Origin of the sequence: Bradyrhizobium sp. LLZ17 (genome assembly GCF_041200145.1) — a bacterium.
Taxonomy (GTDB): domain Bacteria; phylum Pseudomonadota; class Alphaproteobacteria; order Rhizobiales; family Xanthobacteraceae; genus Bradyrhizobium.
In genome coordinates this window covers 4,146,989-4,164,880 of sequence record NZ_CP165734.1, presented here as the reverse complement: position 1 = coordinate 4,164,880, position 17,892 = coordinate 4,146,989, and the positions used below count along the sequence as shown (strand labels likewise).

The window sequence follows — 17,892 nt, the reverse complement described above, 5'->3', positions numbered from 1 at the left end:
CGCTCAGATCACTTTGCCGGGATTGAGCAGATGATCGGGATCGAGCGCGGCCTTCAGTGTCCGCATCAGCGCGATCTCGGCTTCGCTGCGCGCGTGTCCAAGCCACTTCTTCTTCAGCGTGCCGATGCCGTGCTCGGCGGAGACGCTGCCGCCCATCTCGCGGACGAGACCATAGATGATCGCATCCATCTCTTCCTTCGGCTGCTGCGCGACGGTCAGACCCGTCACCCAGGACACCAGATGCAGATTGCCGTCGCCGATATGACCGTAATAGACGCTCTCGCATCCCCTGATCTTGGCGGCGAGCGCCGCCTTGCAGCGCGTGACGAACTCGTCCATCCGCGCCACCGCAAGACCGATGTCGTAGGAGATGTGCGGCCCCAGCACCTGGCCGAATTCGGCGCAGATGTCGCGCACGCGCCAGAACGCTTGCGTCTGCGCCAGCGACTGCGCGACGGCGGCATCGACCAGCAGCCCGCGTTCCATCAGCTGTTCGAGCCAGCTCTGGAAACGCGGCGCATCCAGGTTCTCGTCGGTGCCCTGCGCCTCCACCAGCACGTAGAGGCTGTCGCCCGCCGCGACCGGCGGCTTGACCCCGGCGCGCGACGTGATGACGTCCCAATAGTCGGGCCACATCACCTCGAAAGCCGACAGCAGCGGCCCGAGCCCGCTTCGGGCGGCATCGAGCAATGCGATCACCTCGGCATAATCCTTCAGCGCACAGAGTGCGGCCATGGTCGAGCGCGGCTTCGGATAGAGCCGCAGCACCACGCGCGTGATGATGCCGAGCGTGCCTTCCGAACCGATGAAGAGATGCTTCAAATCATAGCCGGCATTGTTCTTCATCAGCTTGTTGAGATTGGTGATGATAGTGCCGTCCGGCAGCACCACCTCCAGGCCGAGCACCAGTTCGCGCGTCATGCCGTAGCGGATCACGCGGTTGCCGCCGGCATTGGTGGAGAGATTGCCGCCGATCGCGCAGGAGCCGCGCGAGCCGAGGTCGAGCGGAAAGAAGAAGCCGGCTTCGTCGGCGGCTTTTTGAATCGTCTCCAGCGGCGTGCCGGCCTTCACGGTCATTGTTGCCGACGCGCGATCGATCTCCTCGATGCCGGTCACGCGCTCCAGCGAGATCGCGACCCAGCCCGGCTCAGGCGAGGCGCCGCGGCAGAGCCCGGTCAATCCGCCCTGCGGCACGAACGGCAGATTCGCCTGCCGGCAAGTCGCGATCGCATCGGCCACGCCTTGCGCATCGAGCGGCCGGATCACCGCCAGCGGCGTTTGCGGCAGGCTCGCGCTCCAGTCGTTGCCATTGCGCGCGGGCACGTCGCTGCCGGTCAACACCGCGGCCGCGCCGAGCCTGTCGCGCAGGGCGCCGAGCAGTTGGTCGGGGTGTCCAGCGGGGGTCACCATATCCATGTGAGACCTCTTGCAGATCTGGCCGGGCGCCTGTTGCGCGCCGTCGCGGCTGGGAATTGCATCCTTCTTGTATGTAAGGTACAAGATGAAAAGTAAAGCAAAAACAAGGCTTCGATAAGCCCTGAAGATTGTTATGGATCAGGGGCTTATTCCGAAGCCGCAGCAATGGGTGGTGTCATGACCGAGGCAATTCGCGGGTTCTGGGTGGCGTCGGCGACGCCGCTGACGTCAAACGGCAGCGTGGATTCCGTGAAGCTCGCCGCTCACGCAAAGCAGCTGTTCGGGAAGGGCATCGATGGCGTCGTGCTGTTCGGCACCACCGGCGAAGGCGCCTCATTCAATGTCGGAGAACGCGTCGTGACCGTTGAGGCTTTGCTCAAGGCGGGCGTCCCGGCCGAGCGCATCGGCATTGGCGGCGGCTTTCCCGCCATCAGCGACAGCATCGCCCTGACCCGCGCGGTGCTCGGGCTTGGCCTGCGCCACGTGCTGTTTCTGCCGCCCTACTTCGATCGCAACGTGACGCCTGCCGGCATCGAGGATGCCTTCGCCGCGATCATCGACCGCGTCGCCGATGATCGTCTGCGCGCCGTGCTCTATCACATCCCCCAGATCTCGGGCGTTGCGATCCCGACAACCGTTGCAGCTAACCTGCGCCAGCGCTACGGCAAGCTGGTTGCTGGTCTGAAAGATTCCAGCGGCGACTTCAAGCAGTTCCAGGCCTTCCGCGCAGCTAGCCCCGAGCTCGCAATCACCGTCGGCAATGAAACCGACATCGCCCGCGCGATCGCCGCTGGCGGCGCCGGCACGATCTGCGGCATGGCCAACATCGCGCCGGAGCTGGTCAAGGCGATGATCGACGGCAGGGATGTCGAAGCGCGCATGCAGGCCGCGGTCGACATCGTGGTCAAGAGCCCGTCCTTCCTCGCGACGCTCAAGGCCATTCTCGCCGCACAGACCGGCGACGCAGGCTGGCTGCGCGTACGCCCGCCATTGCGGGCGTTGTCCGATGGCTCCGTGCTCAAGTCGAAGCTGGACGAACTAATCAGCCCTGCCATCGCTTAAGACCGCCTATCGGTCGCGGCAATCGCTCGAGGCGCGCGCATAGATCGCGCCCACCGCCACGAGTGCTGCCGCAAAACCGGCAGCCGCGCCGACACCGAGCGCCCAGCGCGGGCCCAGATTGTCCGCCACCCATCCGACAATCGGCGCGCCGATGGGCGTGCCGCCAAGCGCGGCGCCGAGGCGCAGCGCCATCACGCGTCCCCTCATCCTCGGCTCGGTGGAGAGTTGCATCAGGCTGTTCGAGGTGTTGGTGACCGTCAGGGCGGCAACGCCGATCACGACAAGCGCGCCCGCGAACAGCCAGTAGCTGGGTGCTACCGCGGCCAGCGTGCAGCCGGCTCCAAAAGTTGCAGCCCCGAGCAGCAGCGAGACGAACCGCGGCTGGGTGCGCCCTGCGGCCAGCAATGCGCCCGAGATCGTGCCGACCGCCATCGTCGAGGACAGCAGGCCGAAGCCGCGCGCATCGGTGTGGAAGACGGTGACCGCCATGGTCGAGATGAAGATCGGGAAGTTCAGCCCAAACGTGCCGATCAGGAACAGCATGATCATGATCGCCCTGAGATCGGCGCGCGACCACACGTAGCGAAAACCCTCCGTCATGCCGCCCTTGGCCCGGTGAGCCCGTGCGTTCGGGCGAAGCTCCGAGTTGCGCAGGAGACAAAGCGAGCCGAGCACCGCCATGAACGATGCGGCGTTGATCAGGAACGCCCATCCGGTGCCGATCGAAGCGATCACGACCCCTGCGATCGCGGGCCCGATCATCCGCGCGGCGTTGAAGGACGTCGAGTTCAGCGCGATGGCATTGGAGAGGTCGCCGTCGCCGACGAGCTCCGCAACGAATGTCTGGCGCACTGGCGCGTCGAAAGCCGCGGCACAGCCGAACAGGAAGGCAAACACGTAGACATGCCAGAGCTGCACCAACCCACTGACGGTGAGAAGGCCAAGGACCAGCGCCAGTACGCCCATCGTGGCCTGCGTCGCGATCAGAAGTCGTCGCTGGTTGAAGTGATCGGCCGCAAAACCAGTCCACGGCATCAGCAGGAGTTGTGGACCGAACTGCAGTGCCATCACCGTGCCGACAGCCGACGCGTTGTGCCGTGTGAGCTCGGTGAGGACAAGCCAATCCTGAGCGGAGCGCTGCATCCAGGTTCCGGTGTTGGACACCAGCGCGCCCGCGGCCCAGACCCGATAATTGAAGTTCCGCAGTGAGCGAAACGTGCCTGCCGCCGGCACGCTCACGAACCTGTCGGCGTGTTGCCGCCGTGGAAGCGGCCGAAATGTCGCGCGCAAAACAGGCTGAGGAGCAGGGCACCGAGGCCGAGGGCGGCGACGTCGCGCGTTTCCTTCAGGACGAACTCTCCGACACGGCAGACGAGCAGATATCCGACGATGATGTTGAAGAAGCCCCAGAGCACATTGACGGTCGACGAAGACAGCCCTTGACCGCGCGGTTGCGCGAAGGGGCTCTGGAACGGCTCTCCTCTCAGGCCGCTGACGAGATGCGGAATGGCGTTCGCCAGAAACGCGCCGCCAAAGAAATAGGAAACCAGATCAAGCCAGTTCATGCCTGCGCACTCCGCGTTGCCAGTAATTCGATGATCGCCTGCGTCGAACCGCTTTCGCCGAGCCGCGGAAAGACGTTTGCGATGCTGTAATCGTGAGCCTCGGGACGCGGATCGGTCATCGCATCGGTGGCGAGGGTGACATTGAAGCCAGCCTCATAGGCCTGGCGCGCGGTGGACTCGACGCCGGTGGCGGTGGCGACGCCGGCGATGACGACCTGCGTGACGCCACGTGATCGTAGCTCGCTCTCGAGGTCGGTGCTGGCGAACGCGCCCCATGTTCGCTTGGTCACGGTGATATCGCCGGGTTGTTGATCAAGCTCCGGAATGAGAGCGGTCCACCCGTCGGGGAAGGAACCGCCAGCACGCGGCCGCTCCGTGCGGCCCGGCGCTCCGCCATCGACGTTGACCAGCACGACCGGCAGGCGATGCCGCCGAAACGCCGCGGCAAGGGTGCAGCAGCGCCCCACGACGTCGCCCATGGAATGGACGGAAGGTGTGCCGACGATGCCGCGTTGCAGGTCGACGACGATGAGGGCGGTGACCGGGTCGAGCGTCGTGACAGCCATGATTGTGTCCTTCTGGGCCGAATGTTCCGCGCCAGGGATGCGGCGAGGCCGGGTCAATCGTCGGCAAGCCGCTTGAGCAAGGAGAGCGCCGCGGCCAGCTCGTCCTGCTCCCGCGATGAGAGCCGTGTCGAAATGGTGCGCGAGAGCCAATCCTGCCGCGCGGCGCGACCGATCCGGATCCAGTCGCGACACGCCCTTGTCAACGACAGAATGGTTTGACGGCCGTCCTCCGGGTCGGGCGTGCCACTGACGAGGCCCGCCGCTTGAAGCACGGCGACCGCGGTGCTCATGGATTGCGGACGCATTCTTTCCGATCGCGCCAGGCTCGACACCGTCGCCGGGCCGTCCTTTTCCAGACGCAGCAGCACGGACACCTGGGACGGCGTCAGGTCATTGGGGCCTGCCTGCTCGCGAAGCCGGCGCTTCAGCTTTCCGATCAGCGAACGGAGGTCTTCTGCGAGCGCACCGGCGCGCGCGGACGGGCGTTGGCCTGACGAATTGATCATGCCGCATCGAGTATATGTGCGAAGGTAAACTGTAAAGATAGTCTACACAGCCGATCTAACAAAAAGACGTGAGAAGGAGACACCGGCGACCGCATTCACAGCATGGAGATTGTGCAAGCCCTCCGAGCCAGGATGATCGTGCGACAAGCCGTCGCGTCGCAGCGGATCGCTGAGGATGGATTGCGCTTAGAACGATTCAACACTAGACCGATTCAACCCCGCGCACGGTTCTCTTCATTCACAGCGGCTGCTAGACGCCCCTGCTTCAATGCAGTGCCTGACTTGGAAGTGAATCGAAAGTGCGTGCTTCTGTGGATCGCCCTCGTATCGGAGGTCATCGAAATCGCGCCGGCAAGAGCCGCGCACATCTTCTCATCGGCGCAGCCGTGCTGCTCGCCCAATATCCCGCCGGCAGTACCAATGCGCAGGCGCAAACCGCGCTGCCGCCGGTGAATGTGGATGCGCCGACGCTGCGGCCGAAACCGGCGCGCGCATCGGAACAGTCCCAACGCCGTGCGCAAACGGCCGCACGCCAGCGCAGCCTAAATGGAGGCAACCCGGCCGCGCCGACGCGATCCGGAACGCGCGGCGGCTGAAGCGGCCGCGCAAGCTGCGGCAAAGCTCGGCTACCGCGCGATGCCGAGCGCGACCACGCTACGCTCGGGCGCCTCGCCGCTCGACAAGTCGCAGGCCGTCAATGTCGTGCCCGCGCAGGTCCTGAAGGACCAGTTACCGCGCAACATCGACGATGCGCTGGTCAACATTAGCGGGATCACTCAGACCAACACGCTCGCGGGCACCCAGGATGCCGTGATCCGCCGCGGCTTCGGCGACAACCGCGACGGCTCGGTCATGCGCAACGGCATGCCGCTGGTGCAGGGGCGCAGCCTGAACGCCGCAGTCGAGAGCGTCGAGGTGCTGAAAGGACCGGCGTCACTGCTCTACGGCATCATGGATCCCGGCGGTATCGTCAACACCATCAGCAAGCGTCCGGAACTCTACCAGCACGGCTCGGTCACGCTGCTCGGCTCGAGCTTCGCGAACAACCGCAGCGGCGCCGACGGTACGCTCGACATCACCGGCCCGATCGGCGAGGGTGGTCTGGCCTATCGCTTTATCGGCTATGGCGTCAGCGAGGACTATTGGCGCAATTTCGGCCGCCACAGGGAAATGCTGGTGAACCCGTCGCTGGCCTGGTACGGCGACACCACGGCGGTTCAGCTCACCTATGAGCACCGCGAGTTCATCTACCCGTTCGACCGCGGCACGGCGTTCGTCAAGGGTGCTCCACTGGCGATCCCGGCGACGCGCCGGCTCGACGAGCCCTTCAACAACATGTGGGGCACCTCCGACCTGGTGCAGGCCTCGGTCGAGCAGAAGCTGGACGACAATTGGAAGGTCACGGCGGCCTACAGCTTCAACACCGAGACTTATAGCGCCAATCAGCTTCGCATCACCGGCGTCAACACCACGACCGGCATCGAGACCCGCAGCAACGACGGCACCCACAATTCGCTGAGCAACGCCAGTTACGGCACCTCCTATCTGCAGGGCGACGTCTGGGTGGGCGGCTTCCGCAACGAAATCCTGTTCGGAGGCGAGGCGCTGTATCGCACGATCGATCGCCGCGATCTGATCCGCCAGGCGACCGCGAGCTTTAATTTTTACAACCCGGTCTACGGACTGGTCGTGCCGGGCACGACCATTTCGGCGAGCGACAGCGAGCAAACCGACAAGCTCGGCACCCGCGGCTTCTTTGCCCAGGACACGTTTCATCTGACCAACTGGCTGTCCGTGGTTGGAGGCGTGCGCTGGATGGAATACGAGCAGCTCGCGGGAAAAGGTCGGCCTGTCTTCGTCACGAACACCAATTTGTCAGGCGACAAGGTGCTGCCGCTCGGCGGCGTTATCGTCAAGCTGAACGATCAGCTCTCGTACTATTTGAGCTATACGCAGTCGCTGAAGCCGACCTCGACCATCGCCGCGTTCACCAGCGGCTTTGTCGTTGATTCCACCATTGCGCCGGAGGAGGGAACGCAGTGGGAGACCGGCCTGAAGTTCGACGTCAACAAGCGGCTGTCGGGCACCTTCGCGGTTTACGAGATCGCGAAGAAGAACGTGCTTGTGCTGGACGATCTCGGCAATGGCAAGTCGGCAGCGCGCACGTCCGGGGCGGCCCGGTCGCGCGGCGTCGAACTGGACGTGACCGGCAGGCTGACCGACCAGTGGAGCGTGATCGGAAGCTATGGTTACACCGACGCACGCCTGAGCAACGATCCCGTTGTCGGCAATGCCAGGCTGCTGAACGCAGCGATGAACACCGCTTCGCTCTATCTCGTGTACGATTTCGGCGATGTGCTGCCCGGTCGCCTGCGGCTTGGCGGAGGCGCGCATTACGTCGGCGACCGGCCGGGTGACTCCGCCAACACATTCTTCATGCCGGGCTATACCGTCGCAGACGTCTTTGCGACCTACGACACGAAGATCGACAACCTGCCGGTGACCTATCAGTTCAACATCAAAAACCTGTTCGACAAGGTCTACTACACGTCCACCACCGGAAACGCGTTGAACGTCGCGATCGGCGATGCCCGGCGCTTCTCGCTGTCGGCGACGGTGAAGTTCTAACGATGGGGATGCCGTACAAATCACCGCGCTCATCAAGAAGATCGAACTCGATGAGTAGGCTGAGGCGAAAGATCAAGGCGGCTCTGCTTCAGGTCCATTCCATTGCGGGCCTCGCGCTCGCCCTGCTGCTCTCCTTGATCGCGCTGACCGGCGCGATCATGAGCTTTGAGGACGAGATCGTCGAGCATCTGAACGCGGCGATCATGCAAGTCGCGCCGCGAACGACGCCGGCGCTGCTGCCGGATGAATTGGCCGCGCGTCTTAGGGCCGTGCCCGACCTTGGCAAAATTGCTTCTGTGATGCTTTCGAGCGATCCATCCGCGGCCGTGCATGTCCGCTTCGCCCGCGACGAGCAGGGCGCGCGGCCGTCGTCGCTCTATGTCGATCCCTATGACGCGCGCGTGCTGGGTGCGCCGCGCGGCGAAGAATTTTTTGCGACCGTCCGCAGGCTGCATCGCTGGCTGCTGATCCCGGAGACGCCAAGGGCTGGGGCCGCCAGATCACCGGTGTTGCCGCGCTCGGCCTGATCGTCATGCTGCTCTCGGGCCTCGTGCTACGCTGGCCGCGTCGCGCTGGCAGCGTGAAAATGTGGCTGAAGCCGAATCTGGGCCTCGGCGGGCGTGGTCTGCACCGGTCGCTGCACGCCGTGATCGGCACCTGGGTGCTGCCGATCTACCTGATGATGACGCTGACCGGGCTGTGGTATTCGTTCGACTGGTACAAGGATGGTGTGGTCTGGCTGCTGTCGCGCCCGCAGCCGGCCGCAGCGAAGATGCAGCCCAAGGCGCCGCGCCCGGCCAGCGGCCGCGACACCGGTCAGCCGATCGGATTCGATCGCGCGTGGTCAACCCTCCTCCACCAAGAGAGCAGCCATTTCGCGCGAGCCCTGCTGACGCTGCCTGCCGGCCCGGGCACACTGATACGTGTTCGGCGGTGGCAGAACGATTCGACGCTCGAAAGCGTGCGCGACGAATTCCGCATCGATGCTGTTACCGGCCAGGTGGTGTCCGCGGAGCGCTATGCCGACAAAACGTTTGGCGAGAAAGCCATCGCCGGCGTGCTCGACATCCACCGCGGCGCGGCCCTCGGCTGGCCCGGGAAGCTTGCGTTCATGATGGCGGCCGCGCTGATGCCGCTGTTCGCGATCATCGGTGTGCTGTTGTACCTGTCGCGCCGCAAGCTGCGGCCATCACGCGAGCGCGCAGCGCTCAGCGATGATGCTGCCGATTGCGCGGGCGAAAGGCAGGTCGCGACCGGGGGTGATGCCAAGGGCGAGCTCGACGGCATTGAGCTGCGGCAGGTCCGCTAGATCGTCCGCGTGCCGCAGTGATTTGCGCATGCCCAGCTTGAGCGGCAAAGCCGTGTAGCCGAGGCCGGCCTCGACGGCACCAGCCAGCGCGGAAAGGCTGCGCGCCTCGCAGGCGATGGACCATTCGCGCCGACCGAGGCGCAGGCTGCGCAGTGCTTCGTCGCGATAGGCGCAGCCGTCGGCGAACGCCACCAGCGGAACGGCATCGTCGGATCGAGCCGCCTTGCCGAACCAGGCCATTGGCTCGAACGCAATGGCGGCCTCGGCAGCGTTTGACGGGGCCCGCTTGTAGAAGGCGAGATCGAGCCGGCCGAGACCGACATCGTCCGCGAGCCGCGCCGACAGGCCCGTGCGCACGGATAGCCGTGCCTCGGGAAAGCGCGAGCGGATTTCGCCGAAGGCCGACGCGAAGTCACGTTCGAGAAAATCTGCAGGCATGCCAAGCCTGATCTGCTCATCCGGGTTCGGCCGGCGCATCGCGTAGACGGCGCGCTCGTTCAGCGCGACGATCTCTCGCGCATGCGCAACCAGCTCCGTCCCCTTTACGGTTGGGCCGAGCACCCGGCCGCGCGCCCGCTCCAGCAGGGAATGGCCGACCACGGCTTCGAGCCGGGCGATCTGAAGGCTGATGGCGGATTGCGACCGCCCCAATTGCTTTGCTGCGCGCGAAAAACTCTTCAGCTCGACGATGGCGAGCAGCGACCGGAGCGTGTCGATATCGAGGGTCGTCGGCATGGGAAAACTCCGGACCACGCTGCCGGATAGGACTCCGGCGGGACGGGCGGTCAGAATGAGATTTATCAATGAAGCCATTGCAAAAATCAATTTTTCCCGTGCGGGGGCGCGCGCTATCAGGCATGCGCACCGGTCGCGACTGGTCGCGTGGGAGGAAGCACATGCAACGCCGTGATGTTCTGAAAGGCCTGGGACTGACTGCCATCGCCGCCGCGCCCGCGCTGGCGCAAGGCACAGCCGCGACCGCGCCGCCGTCGACATCGCCCTGGTCCGCGCCGCAACTGGCGACGGGCGGCCAACTCGGGCGCTGTCGCGTCGGCAACGGACCGGCGGTCTGCGTAGTGCTGCATGAATGGCTCGGCGACCACGTCAACTGGGAGCAGGTGCTGCCCTATCTCGATCCCGCCCGCCACACCTTCGTGTTCATGGATTTGCGAGGGTACGGCTGGTCGCGCGGCGTGAGCGGCGGTTACACGCTGGAGGAAGCGGTCGCGGACGTGATGCGCACCGCCGATGAGCTCGCCATCAGCCAATTCCATCTCATCGGCCATTCAATGTCAGGATTGGTGGCGCAGAAGATTGCGCTTGAGGCACCAAGCCGGATCCAGAGCGTGACCCTGTTCTCGCCGGTGCCGCCCACCGGCTTCCGCGCCGACGAGGCCGCGCTGAAGGCGCTCAATGCCGTCATCGACCAGGATGAGGCCGCCGCCCGCGCGATCTCAGCCCGCACGTCGAATCGTTACGGCGCGGGCTGGCTGCACCGCAAGCTCGCCATCGCCCGCGGAGCCGGCACGGTCGAGGCCATGCGCGGCTACCTGACGATGTTCACGACCTCCGCCATCACCGGCGATTCACATGCGCTGGCCGCGCCGTTGCACGTCGTGACCGGCGCACTGGATATCCCGTTCTATCGCGGCGAGCCTTTGCGGAATGCCTTTGCGCTGGCCTATCCGCGCGTGACGTTCGAGACCATCGAGGATGCCGGCCATTATTCCATGCTGGAAACCCCGGTGCGGGTCGCGAGCATCATCGAGAAGCAGCTGGCGGCCACGGGCTGAGCTCGCACTGCAACGGAGTGGCTAGCCAAGGCCACCGCAATCGGTCAAAAGCCGATGGCCTGTCCTCGTCTAGGTTCACGCCATGAAGCTTCAAACCGTCACCCCCGCCGATATCCGCCGCGCGCTGCTGCTCCGCGAGGAGATCGCGCTGCTCGATCTCAGATACGAGGCGGCCTTCGCCACCGGCCATCCGCTGTTCGCGGCCAACATGGCCGTGGACCGGATTGCGATCGAGGCTGAGGCGCGGCTGCCGCGCAAGGACGTGCCGGTCGTGCTTTATGACGACGGCGAGGGGCTGGTCGCAGCGGGCGCCGAGCGCCTTGCGGCGCTCGGTTACAGCAACGTCCGCACGCTCCATGGCGGGCTGAAAGCCTGGCGCGCGGTCGGCTATGAAGTGTTCGAAGACGTCAATTCCTACTCCAAAGCGTTCGGCGAACTGGTCGAGTCGCGACGGCACACGCCCTCCTTCAGTGCCGACGAAGTCGCAAAACTGATCGCGGACGGGGCCAAGATCGCCATCCTCGATGTCCGCCGCTTCGATGAATACGCGACCATGAACATCCCGGGCTCGGTCAGCGTGCCCGGCGCGGAGCTGGTGCTGCGCGCCGGAAGCGCAGCGCCGGATCCCGACACCACCATCATCGTCAATTGCGCCGGCCGCACCCGTTCGATCATCGGCACCCAGTCGCTGATCAATGCCGGCGTGCCCAACAAGGTGAGGGCGCTGCGCAACGGCACGATCGGCTGGACGCTGGCACGACACACGCTGGATCATGGTGCCGACCGGCGCGGCGGGATCGGGCCGTTTGAAGGGGGTGCGGCCAATGCCCGCGACGTCGCCTATCGCGCCGGCGTCCGCCACATCGGCGCAAACGAAATGTCGGTGCTCGCCGCGCAGACCGATCGCACGCTCTACCGCTTCGACGTGCGCGATCCGGAGGAGTATGCAGCCGGTCATCTGCCGGGCTTCCGCCACTATCCCGGCGGCCAGCTTGTTCAGGAGACCGACATGGCCGCGCCGGTGCGCGGCGCAAGCATTGTCCTGACCGACGACAAGGGCGTGCGCGCCGACATGACGGCATCCTGGCTCGCGCAGATGGGCTGGGAGGTCTATGTGTGCGAGGGCGGCTATGACGGCGCGCGCGAGGCCGGCCCGCCGCTTGTCCTGCCGAAGCCCGATCCAGCCCATCGCTACCGCCGGCCCTATGAAGGCACGGAGGTCGCCGAGCGCGCGATGCAGGCCTATCTCGACTGGGAATACGGCCTGGTCGAGCAACTCCGCCGCGACGGAACGCACGGTTTTTATGTGATTTGAGACGGAGCGGCCCGGCACCGTAAATCTCCGCCGCCCCGCCATTTTCTCCCCATCTCGAAACCCTATTGTGCTGCGCGTCGTCCGCGGTCTAAGAGCTACGGCAAAGCCGCCATCCATGGAGACACTATGCCAGCCCCAGGCCAAAGCCCGGAGCGGAGCGCGAAGGCGCTGCTGCTCGAAGGCGTCAACGACAGCGCCGTCGACCTGTTCAGGAGCGCGGGCTTCACCAATGTCGAGCGGCTGACCAAGGCACTGGACGGCGAGGCGCTGCGCCAGGCGGTCAAGGGCGTGTCGCTGCTCGGCATCCGCTCGCGCACCCAGATCACCGACGAGGTGCTGCAAGCCGCCGATGGGCTGCTTGCGGTCGGCTGTTTCAGCGTCGGCACCAACCAGGTCGATCTGCTGGCGGCGCGCAAGCGTGGCATTCCGGTGTTCAACGCGCCGTTCTCCAACACCCGCAGCGTCGCCGAGCTCGTGATCGGCGAGATCGTGATGCTGCTGCGGCGGATCTTTCCGCGTTCGGTGTCGGCCCATGGCGGCGGCTGGGACAAATCGGCGACCGGCAGCCGCGAGGTGCGCGGTCGTACGCTCGGCATCATCGGCTACGGCAATATCGGCTCGCAGCTCTCGACGCTGGCAGAGGCCATCGGCATGCGGGTGATCTACTTCGACCGCACCGACAAGCTCCGCCACGGCAACACCGAGCCGGTCGAGAAGCTCGAAGAGCTGTTGGCGCAGAGCGACGTGGTCAGCCTGCACGTGCCGGAGACGCCGGAGACCGCCGGCATGATCGGCGAGAAGGAACTGCGGGCGATGAAGCCCGGCTCACTCCTGATCAACAACAGCCGCGGCACCGTCGTCGATCTCGATGCCCTTGCAGGCTGCCTGCGCGACGGCCATCTTGCCGGCGCGGCCATCGATGTGTTTCCGGTCGAGCCCTCGTCGAATTCCGACCGCTTCAAGAGCCCGCTGCAGGGTCTCGGCAACGTCATCCTCACCCCGCATATCGGCGGCTCGACCGAGGAGGCGCAGGAGCGCATCGGCGGCGAGGTTGCGCGCAAGCTGGTCGACTATTTCATCACCGGCTCGACCACGGGGGCGGTGAACTTTCCCGAGGTGCAGTTGCACTTGCGCCCCTCCGGCGCGCGGTTCAGCCATGTCCATCGCAACGTGCCGGGCATGCTGCGCCGGCTCAACGAGGTGTTCCTCCAGCGCGACATCAATATCGTCGCGCAATATCTGGAGACCGCCGGCGACCTCGGCTATGTCGTGCTCGATGCCGACCTTGCCGGTCAGGATTCGGCAGCGCTGCTGGCGCAGATCCGGGGCCTCGATGGCACGGTCGGCGCGCGGCTGGTGTTCGAACACTAGACGGCGAGAGTCCCACGTTCCGGTTGCATTCCGCCAGGAAAGCTCTCTACACTGTGGCATCATCTTGCACGCGTGTGACAAATCGCGTCGAATTTGAGCTTCAGTTGCGCGAGTGCCGCCATGGAACGGGACGCCGTACTGATTGATCTCGCGCTGCAGGGCGGCGGTTCGCACGGCGCCTTCACCTGGGGCGTGCTGGATCGGCTGCTGGAAGAGAACTGGCTCAGCATCGCCGCGATCTCCGGAACGTCCGCAGGCGCGATGAATGCGGCGGTGCTCGCAGACGGGTGGATCGCGGGTGGTGCCGCGGGTGCGCGCGATGCGCTCGAACGATACTGGCACCGTGTTTCGAAGGCCGCGGCTTTCAGCCCGCTCCAGCGCTCGCCGCTCGACCGGCTGATGGGACGCTGGACCCTCGATACGTCGCCGGCCTACATCCTTACCGATTTGATGTCGCGGTTGCTGTCGCCCTACGATCTCAACCCGACCGGCTACAATCCGCTGCGCAAGGTTCTGGCCGAGAGCATCGATTTCGAGCGCCTCGCGGGTTCGCCGATCAAATTGTTCGTCACCGCCACCCGCGTGCGCACCGGGCGCGGGCGCATCTTCCGCAACGCCGAGATCACGGCCGACGTGCTGCTGGCGTCGGCCTGCCTGCCGACCATGTTCCGCGCCATCGAGATCGACGGCGAGCCCTATTGGGACGGCGGTTTTGCCGGCAATCCGACCATCACACCTCTGGTCCGCGAGAGTGACGCGCACGATACGATCCTGGTGCAGATCAATCCGGTTGAAACGCCCGACGAGCCGCGGACAGCTGCGGAGATTCTCAATCGGCTGAACGAGATTTCGTTCAACTCGCCTTTGATGAAGGAGTTGCGCATGATCGCGCTGCTGCGCCAGGCGGCCGATCCTGGCAGCGGAGAAGGCGCGCGCTGGGCGAAGATGCGGACCCACCGCGTCAAGAGCGACATGCTGGCGAAGTTCGGCGCCTCGTCCAAGCTCAACGCGGAATGGGAGTTCGTCTCCATGCTGCGCGCCGAAGGACGTCAGGCGGCCGAGGCGTTTCTCGACGAGCACGGTGCGGATGTCGGCCAGCGCTCGACCGCCGATCTCGATGTGCTGCTGTCGGAGTGCTGAGACGTGGGTCTTCTCGGCATCCTCGTCGGGCTCGGCCTGCTGGTCCTGTTTGCCTTCCGCGGCTGGAGTGTTCTGCTGCTTGCGCCGTTCGCGGCGCTGGTCGCCGCGCTGTTCGGTGGCGAGCCGCTGCTCGCCAACCTGACCCAGGTCTTCATGGCGAATGCGGCGGGGTTTTTGGCGCAGTTCTTTCCGATCTTTCTGCTCGGCGCGGTGTTCGGCAAGCTGATGGACGACAGCGGGGCGGTGGCATCGGTCGCGGGCTTCATGGCGAAGCGTCTCGGCGAGCGGCGCGTGATCCTCGCAGTCGTGCTCGCCGGGGCGCTGGTCACCTATGGCGGCGTCAGCCTGTTCGTCGCCTTCTTCGTCATCGTTCCGATGGCCCGCTCGCTGTTTCGCGCCGCCGCGATTCCGCGCCGGTTGATTCCGGCGGCGATCGTGCTCGGCACCTCGACCTTCACCATGTCAGCTCTGCCCGGTACGCCGTCGATCCAGAATGCGATCCCGATGCCGTTTTTCGGCACGACGCCGTTTGCCGCGCCAGGCCTCGGCATCATCGCTTCGCTCATCATGCTCTGCGCGGGATTGTGGTGGCTGCATGGCGCCGAAGCCGCGGCGCGCCGTGCCGGAGAAGGCTACGGCGAGGACGTCCAGGGTACTGAACGCGCCGTCGATGACCAGCTGATTCGCGAGCTCGCAACCACCGCACGCGAGTTCGATCCGGCCGAGATGCGGCATGGACGGCGCAGCGAGACATCTTCTCCGCTGGCCGGTGCCATCCTGCCGCTGGCCGTCGTTGTTGCCGTCAACCTCCTGATGTCGCTGTTCGTGTTGCCGCGGCTCGATGTCGCGTATCTGAGCGAGCAGCGCTTCGGCGGTACGTCCCTGGCGGCGGTCGCAGGTGTGTGGTCGGTCAGCGTCGCACTCGGCGCAGCCATCGTCACCACGATCGTTCTGAACTGGGCCCGGCTTCCCTCGCTGCGGCAGAGCATGGACGCGGGCGCCAATGCGTCGGTTCTGCCGGCGTTCAGCGTTGCAAGCCTCGTCGGATTTGGTGCGGTGATCGCGGCGCTCCCGGCTTTCGAGGCGGTGCGCGATTGGGTGCTCGCGATTGAAGGCGGCCCGCTGGTGTCGCTCGCGGTTGCGACCAACATCCTGGCCGCGCTGACCGGCTCGGCCTCGGGCGGCCTGACCATAGCCCTGGACGCGCTTGGCCCGACCTATGTCGAGATCGCCGCGCGCACCGGAATCGACCTCGCGCTGATGCATCGTGTGGCGGTCATCGGCGCGGGGACGCTCGACATCCTGCCGCATAATGGTGCCGTGGTAAGCCTGCTGGCGATCTGTGGCCTGACGCATCGCGACAGCTATCTCGATATCGTGATGGTCGGCATCGTGACGTCGCTGCTCGCGCTGGTGGCCGTGATCGCCTTGGGCAGTGCGTTCGGATCGTTCTGACGGAAGCCCGGCAAGAGCGATTGACGCAAGGGCAAAGGTTTGCATTGAATGCAGCCAAGTCGGACCGAAAAAACGAGAAAGCCGGGTGGAAACGATGGCGCGAATGAGTGCAAAGCTGTGTGCGTTGCTCCTGGGGTCGGCGGCAGCGCTGAGTGCGGGTGGCGCGTCCGCGGCCACGCTGGCGGATGACGCCGACACGGTCTGCAAGGGCTTGGTTGGCGGCACTGACGCCGTGAAGATCGATTCCGCGGCGTTGCAGGCGCCGTCAGCGCTTGCCGTTGCCGAGCGCGGACCGACACCATCGGGACGCGTCACGCCGGCCAACCCGTCCTTCTGCAAGGTGCTCGGTCATATCGAGCCTGCCGACCCCAAAGCACCGCCGATCAAAATCCAGGTCAATCTTCCGCTCGAATGGAACGGGCGCTCCCTCCAATATGGCGGCGGCGGTTTCAACGGCGTGCTGATCACGGGGCTCTCGTTGCCGCCGGCCTATCCGTTCGACAAGCCGTCCCCGCTCGCGCGCGGCTTCGTCACTTACGGCACCGATTCCGGCCATGAATCCAAACCGGGCGAGCCGCCGCAGCTGTTCGCAATCAACGACGAAGCCTTCGAGAATTTCGCCCACCGCGCCTACAAGAAGGTGCGCGACGCCGCCGTGATGCTGATGCAGCGCGCCTACGGCAAGGCGCCGGTTAAGATGTACTTCATGGGTTCGTCCGAAGGCGGCCGCGAAGGCCTCACCATGGCGCAGCGCTATCCCGACGACTTCGACGGCATCCTGGCCCGCGTGCCCGTCATCAACTGGGTTGGCCTCCAGCATGCCGGCACCCGCTCGGGTCTCGTGACCATGGGCGAAGGCTGGATCAATCCGGCGCAGGTGAAGCTGGTCGGCGAGGCGGTGCGGACCGCTTGCGACAAGGCCGACGGCTCCGACGATGCGCTGGTGCAGGACCCCGTCGCCTGCAGGGCGGCGTTCAAGGTCGAGACGCTGCGCTGCAAGGCCGGCCAGAGCGGCGACCAGTGTCTCACCGATGCGCAGATCAAGGCGATCGACACCCTGCATGCAACGTACAAATTCCCGTTCGTGCTCGCCAACGGTCTCGACGATTACCCGGGTTGGGGCGTCTCCGGCGAAGACACGCCGGCATTTGGCCCGACCGGTGGCTGGGTCGCATGGTGGCTCGGCACCGCTCCACCGGCGCAGCCGCCCGCACCCAACAACGGCATCGCCTGGATCTACGGCGCCGGTGGCATTCAATATGTCTTCGCGCGCGATCCTAAGCTGGATGTCACCACCTACAAGGTGGAGGAGCACAAGGCGCGGCTGCTCGAGGTCTCGAGCCTGATGGATTCGACCGATCCCGATCTCAGCCGCTTCCGCGCCCGCGGCGGCAGGCTGATCATACTCGAACACATGGCCGACTATGCACAGAGCCCCTATGCCGGGATCCGTTATTTCGAAAGCGTCGAGCGCAAGCTCGGCAAGTCAGAGACGGCCGAGTTCGCGCGGCTCTACACCGCGCCGGGTGTCGACCATGTCGGCTCCGGCGCACCGGCCAATGTCGACATGCTGAGCACGCTGGTCGACTGGGTCGAGAAGGGCAAGGCACCCGGCGATCTCGAAGTCACCGAGCAGAAGGTCGAGGCGCCGTCGTTTGCGACGTTGCGCGCGCTGCCGCTGTGCCGCTGGCCGGCCTGGCCGCACTACAAGTCGGGTGCGGTGACGGAGGCATTGAGCTTTACCTGCGCGCCGTGAGGAACGGCGC

The 17,892-nt window shown here is 65.5% G+C and carries 13 protein-coding genes and 2 pseudogenes; 9 read left to right on the top strand and 6 right to left on the bottom strand.

The window, feature by feature from the left end:
* Positions 1–3: 3 nt before the first annotated feature.
* Positions 4–1,416, bottom strand: a complete 1,413-nt coding sequence (locus AB8Z38_RS20120) for an FAD-binding oxidoreductase (protein WP_369719602.1) — start codon at positions 1,414–1,416, stop codon at positions 4–6.
* A 177-nt stretch (positions 1,417–1,593) separates the two neighbouring features.
* Here AB8Z38_RS20120 and AB8Z38_RS20115 point away from each other — a divergent pair, with 177 nt between their 5' ends.
* Positions 1,594–2,478 (top strand): dihydrodipicolinate synthase family protein, encoded by an 885-nt coding sequence (locus AB8Z38_RS20115; protein ID WP_369719601.1) that lies wholly within the window; start codon positions 1,594–1,596, stop codon positions 2,476–2,478.
* A gap of 6 nt (positions 2,479–2,484) precedes the next feature.
* On the opposite strand, the gene AB8Z38_RS20110 is transcribed toward AB8Z38_RS20115, so the two are convergent.
* From AB8Z38_RS20110 to AB8Z38_RS20095, 4 genes are read right to left on the bottom strand one after another with little or no spacing between them, the layout of a single operon-like run.
* A complete protein-coding gene (locus AB8Z38_RS20110) occupies positions 2,485–3,717 on the bottom strand; it encodes an MFS transporter (RefSeq protein ID WP_369719600.1) in 1,233 nt (410 codons plus the stop codon).
* Positions 3,714–4,043, bottom strand: a complete 330-nt coding sequence (locus AB8Z38_RS20105; protein ID WP_369719599.1) for a hypothetical protein — start codon at positions 4,041–4,043, stop codon at positions 3,714–3,716. The genes AB8Z38_RS20110 and AB8Z38_RS20105 overlap by 4 nt, the downstream gene beginning before the upstream one ends.
* Entirely contained in the window at positions 4,040–4,609 is a 570-nt protein-coding gene (locus AB8Z38_RS20100; RefSeq protein WP_369719598.1) for an isochorismatase family protein, read from the bottom strand. The genes AB8Z38_RS20105 and AB8Z38_RS20100 overlap by 4 nt, the downstream gene beginning before the upstream one ends.
* A 53-nt stretch (positions 4,610–4,662) precedes the next feature.
* Complete coding sequence (locus AB8Z38_RS20095; protein ID WP_369719597.1) at positions 4,663–5,115, bottom strand: MarR family winged helix-turn-helix transcriptional regulator; 453 nt, start codon at positions 5,113–5,115, stop codon at positions 4,663–4,665.
* A 299-nt stretch (positions 5,116–5,414) separates the two neighbouring features.
* Between AB8Z38_RS20095 and AB8Z38_RS20090 the strand changes: the two are divergent.
* Together AB8Z38_RS20090 and AB8Z38_RS20085 are read left to right on the top strand one after the other, a co-directional pair.
* Positions 5,415–7,743 (top strand): annotated as a pseudogene (locus tag AB8Z38_RS20090) (TonB-dependent siderophore receptor).
* A gap of 50 nt (positions 7,744–7,793) precedes the next feature.
* Positions 7,794–8,929: pseudogene (locus AB8Z38_RS20085) on the top strand (PepSY-associated TM helix domain-containing protein); the annotation flags it as partial.
* Positions 8,930–8,932: 3 nt separating this feature from the next.
* Here the strand turns inward: AB8Z38_RS20085 and AB8Z38_RS20080 are convergent.
* Positions 8,933–9,787, bottom strand: coding sequence for a LysR family transcriptional regulator (locus AB8Z38_RS20080; RefSeq protein WP_369719596.1), 855 nt, complete (start codon positions 9,785–9,787; stop codon positions 8,933–8,935).
* Positions 9,788–9,948: 161 nt separating this feature from the next.
* Here AB8Z38_RS20080 and AB8Z38_RS20075 point away from each other — a divergent pair, with 161 nt between their 5' ends.
* The 6 genes from AB8Z38_RS20075 to AB8Z38_RS20050 all read left to right on the top strand — a co-directional run bounded on the left by AB8Z38_RS20075 (position 9,949) and on the right by AB8Z38_RS20050 (position 17,882).
* Positions 9,949–10,845 (top strand): alpha/beta fold hydrolase, encoded by an 897-nt coding sequence (locus AB8Z38_RS20075; RefSeq protein ID WP_369719595.1) that lies wholly within the window; start codon positions 9,949–9,951, stop codon positions 10,843–10,845.
* An 82-nt stretch (positions 10,846–10,927) separates the two neighbouring features.
* A complete protein-coding gene (locus tag AB8Z38_RS20070) occupies positions 10,928–12,160 on the top strand; it encodes a rhodanese-like domain-containing protein (protein WP_369719594.1) in 1,233 nt (410 codons plus the stop codon).
* Between the two features lie 126 nt (positions 12,161–12,286).
* The gene (gene serA / locus AB8Z38_RS20065; RefSeq protein ID WP_369719593.1) at positions 12,287–13,531 is read left to right on the top strand and encodes a phosphoglycerate dehydrogenase; all 1,245 of its coding nucleotides are present in this window, start codon (positions 12,287–12,289) and stop codon (positions 13,529–13,531) included.
* 120 nt (positions 13,532–13,651) lie between these two features.
* Positions 13,652–14,671 carry a patatin-like phospholipase family protein gene (locus AB8Z38_RS20060; protein WP_369719592.1) on the top strand — a complete coding sequence of 340 codons (1,020 nt, stop codon included), beginning with the start codon at positions 13,652–13,654 and terminating at the stop codon, positions 14,669–14,671.
* A gap of 3 nt (positions 14,672–14,674) precedes the next feature.
* Positions 14,675–16,126 (top strand): GntP family permease, encoded by a 1,452-nt coding sequence (locus AB8Z38_RS20055; RefSeq protein ID WP_369719591.1) that lies wholly within the window; start codon positions 14,675–14,677, stop codon positions 16,124–16,126.
* Positions 16,127–16,220: 94 nt separating this feature from the next.
* Positions 16,221–17,882, top strand: coding sequence for a tannase/feruloyl esterase family alpha/beta hydrolase (locus AB8Z38_RS20050; protein ID WP_369719590.1), 1,662 nt, complete (start codon positions 16,221–16,223; stop codon positions 17,880–17,882).
* Positions 17,883–17,892 lie beyond the last annotated feature (10 nt).

Coding starts and splice junctions, on each gene's coding strand:
- AB8Z38_RS20120 (WP_369719602.1), bottom strand. CDS start 1,416: ATGGATATGGTGACCCCCGCTGGACACCCCGACCAACTGCTCGGCGCC.
- AB8Z38_RS20115 (WP_369719601.1), top strand. CDS start 1,594: ATGACCGAGGCAATTCGCGGGTTCTGGGTGGCGTCGGCGACGCCGCTG.
- AB8Z38_RS20105 (WP_369719599.1), bottom strand. CDS start 4,043: ATGAACTGGCTTGATCTGGTTTCCTATTTCTTTGGCGGCGCGTTTCTG.
- AB8Z38_RS20100 (WP_369719598.1), bottom strand. CDS start 4,609: ATGGCTGTCACGACGCTCGACCCGGTCACCGCCCTCATCGTCGTCGAC.
- AB8Z38_RS20095 (WP_369719597.1), bottom strand. CDS start 5,115: ATGATCAATTCGTCAGGCCAACGCCCGTCCGCGCGCGCCGGTGCGCTC.
- AB8Z38_RS20080 (WP_369719596.1), bottom strand. CDS start 9,787: ATGCCGACGACCCTCGATATCGACACGCTCCGGTCGCTGCTCGCCATC.
- AB8Z38_RS20075 (WP_369719595.1), top strand. CDS start 9,949: ATGCAACGCCGTGATGTTCTGAAAGGCCTGGGACTGACTGCCATCGCC.
- AB8Z38_RS20070 (WP_369719594.1), top strand. CDS start 10,928: ATGAAGCTTCAAACCGTCACCCCCGCCGATATCCGCCGCGCGCTGCTG.
- serA (WP_369719593.1), top strand. CDS start 12,287: ATGCCAGCCCCAGGCCAAAGCCCGGAGCGGAGCGCGAAGGCGCTGCTG.
- AB8Z38_RS20060 (WP_369719592.1), top strand. CDS start 13,652: ATGGAACGGGACGCCGTACTGATTGATCTCGCGCTGCAGGGCGGCGGT.
- AB8Z38_RS20050 (WP_369719590.1), top strand. CDS start 16,221: ATGGCGCGAATGAGTGCAAAGCTGTGTGCGTTGCTCCTGGGGTCGGCG.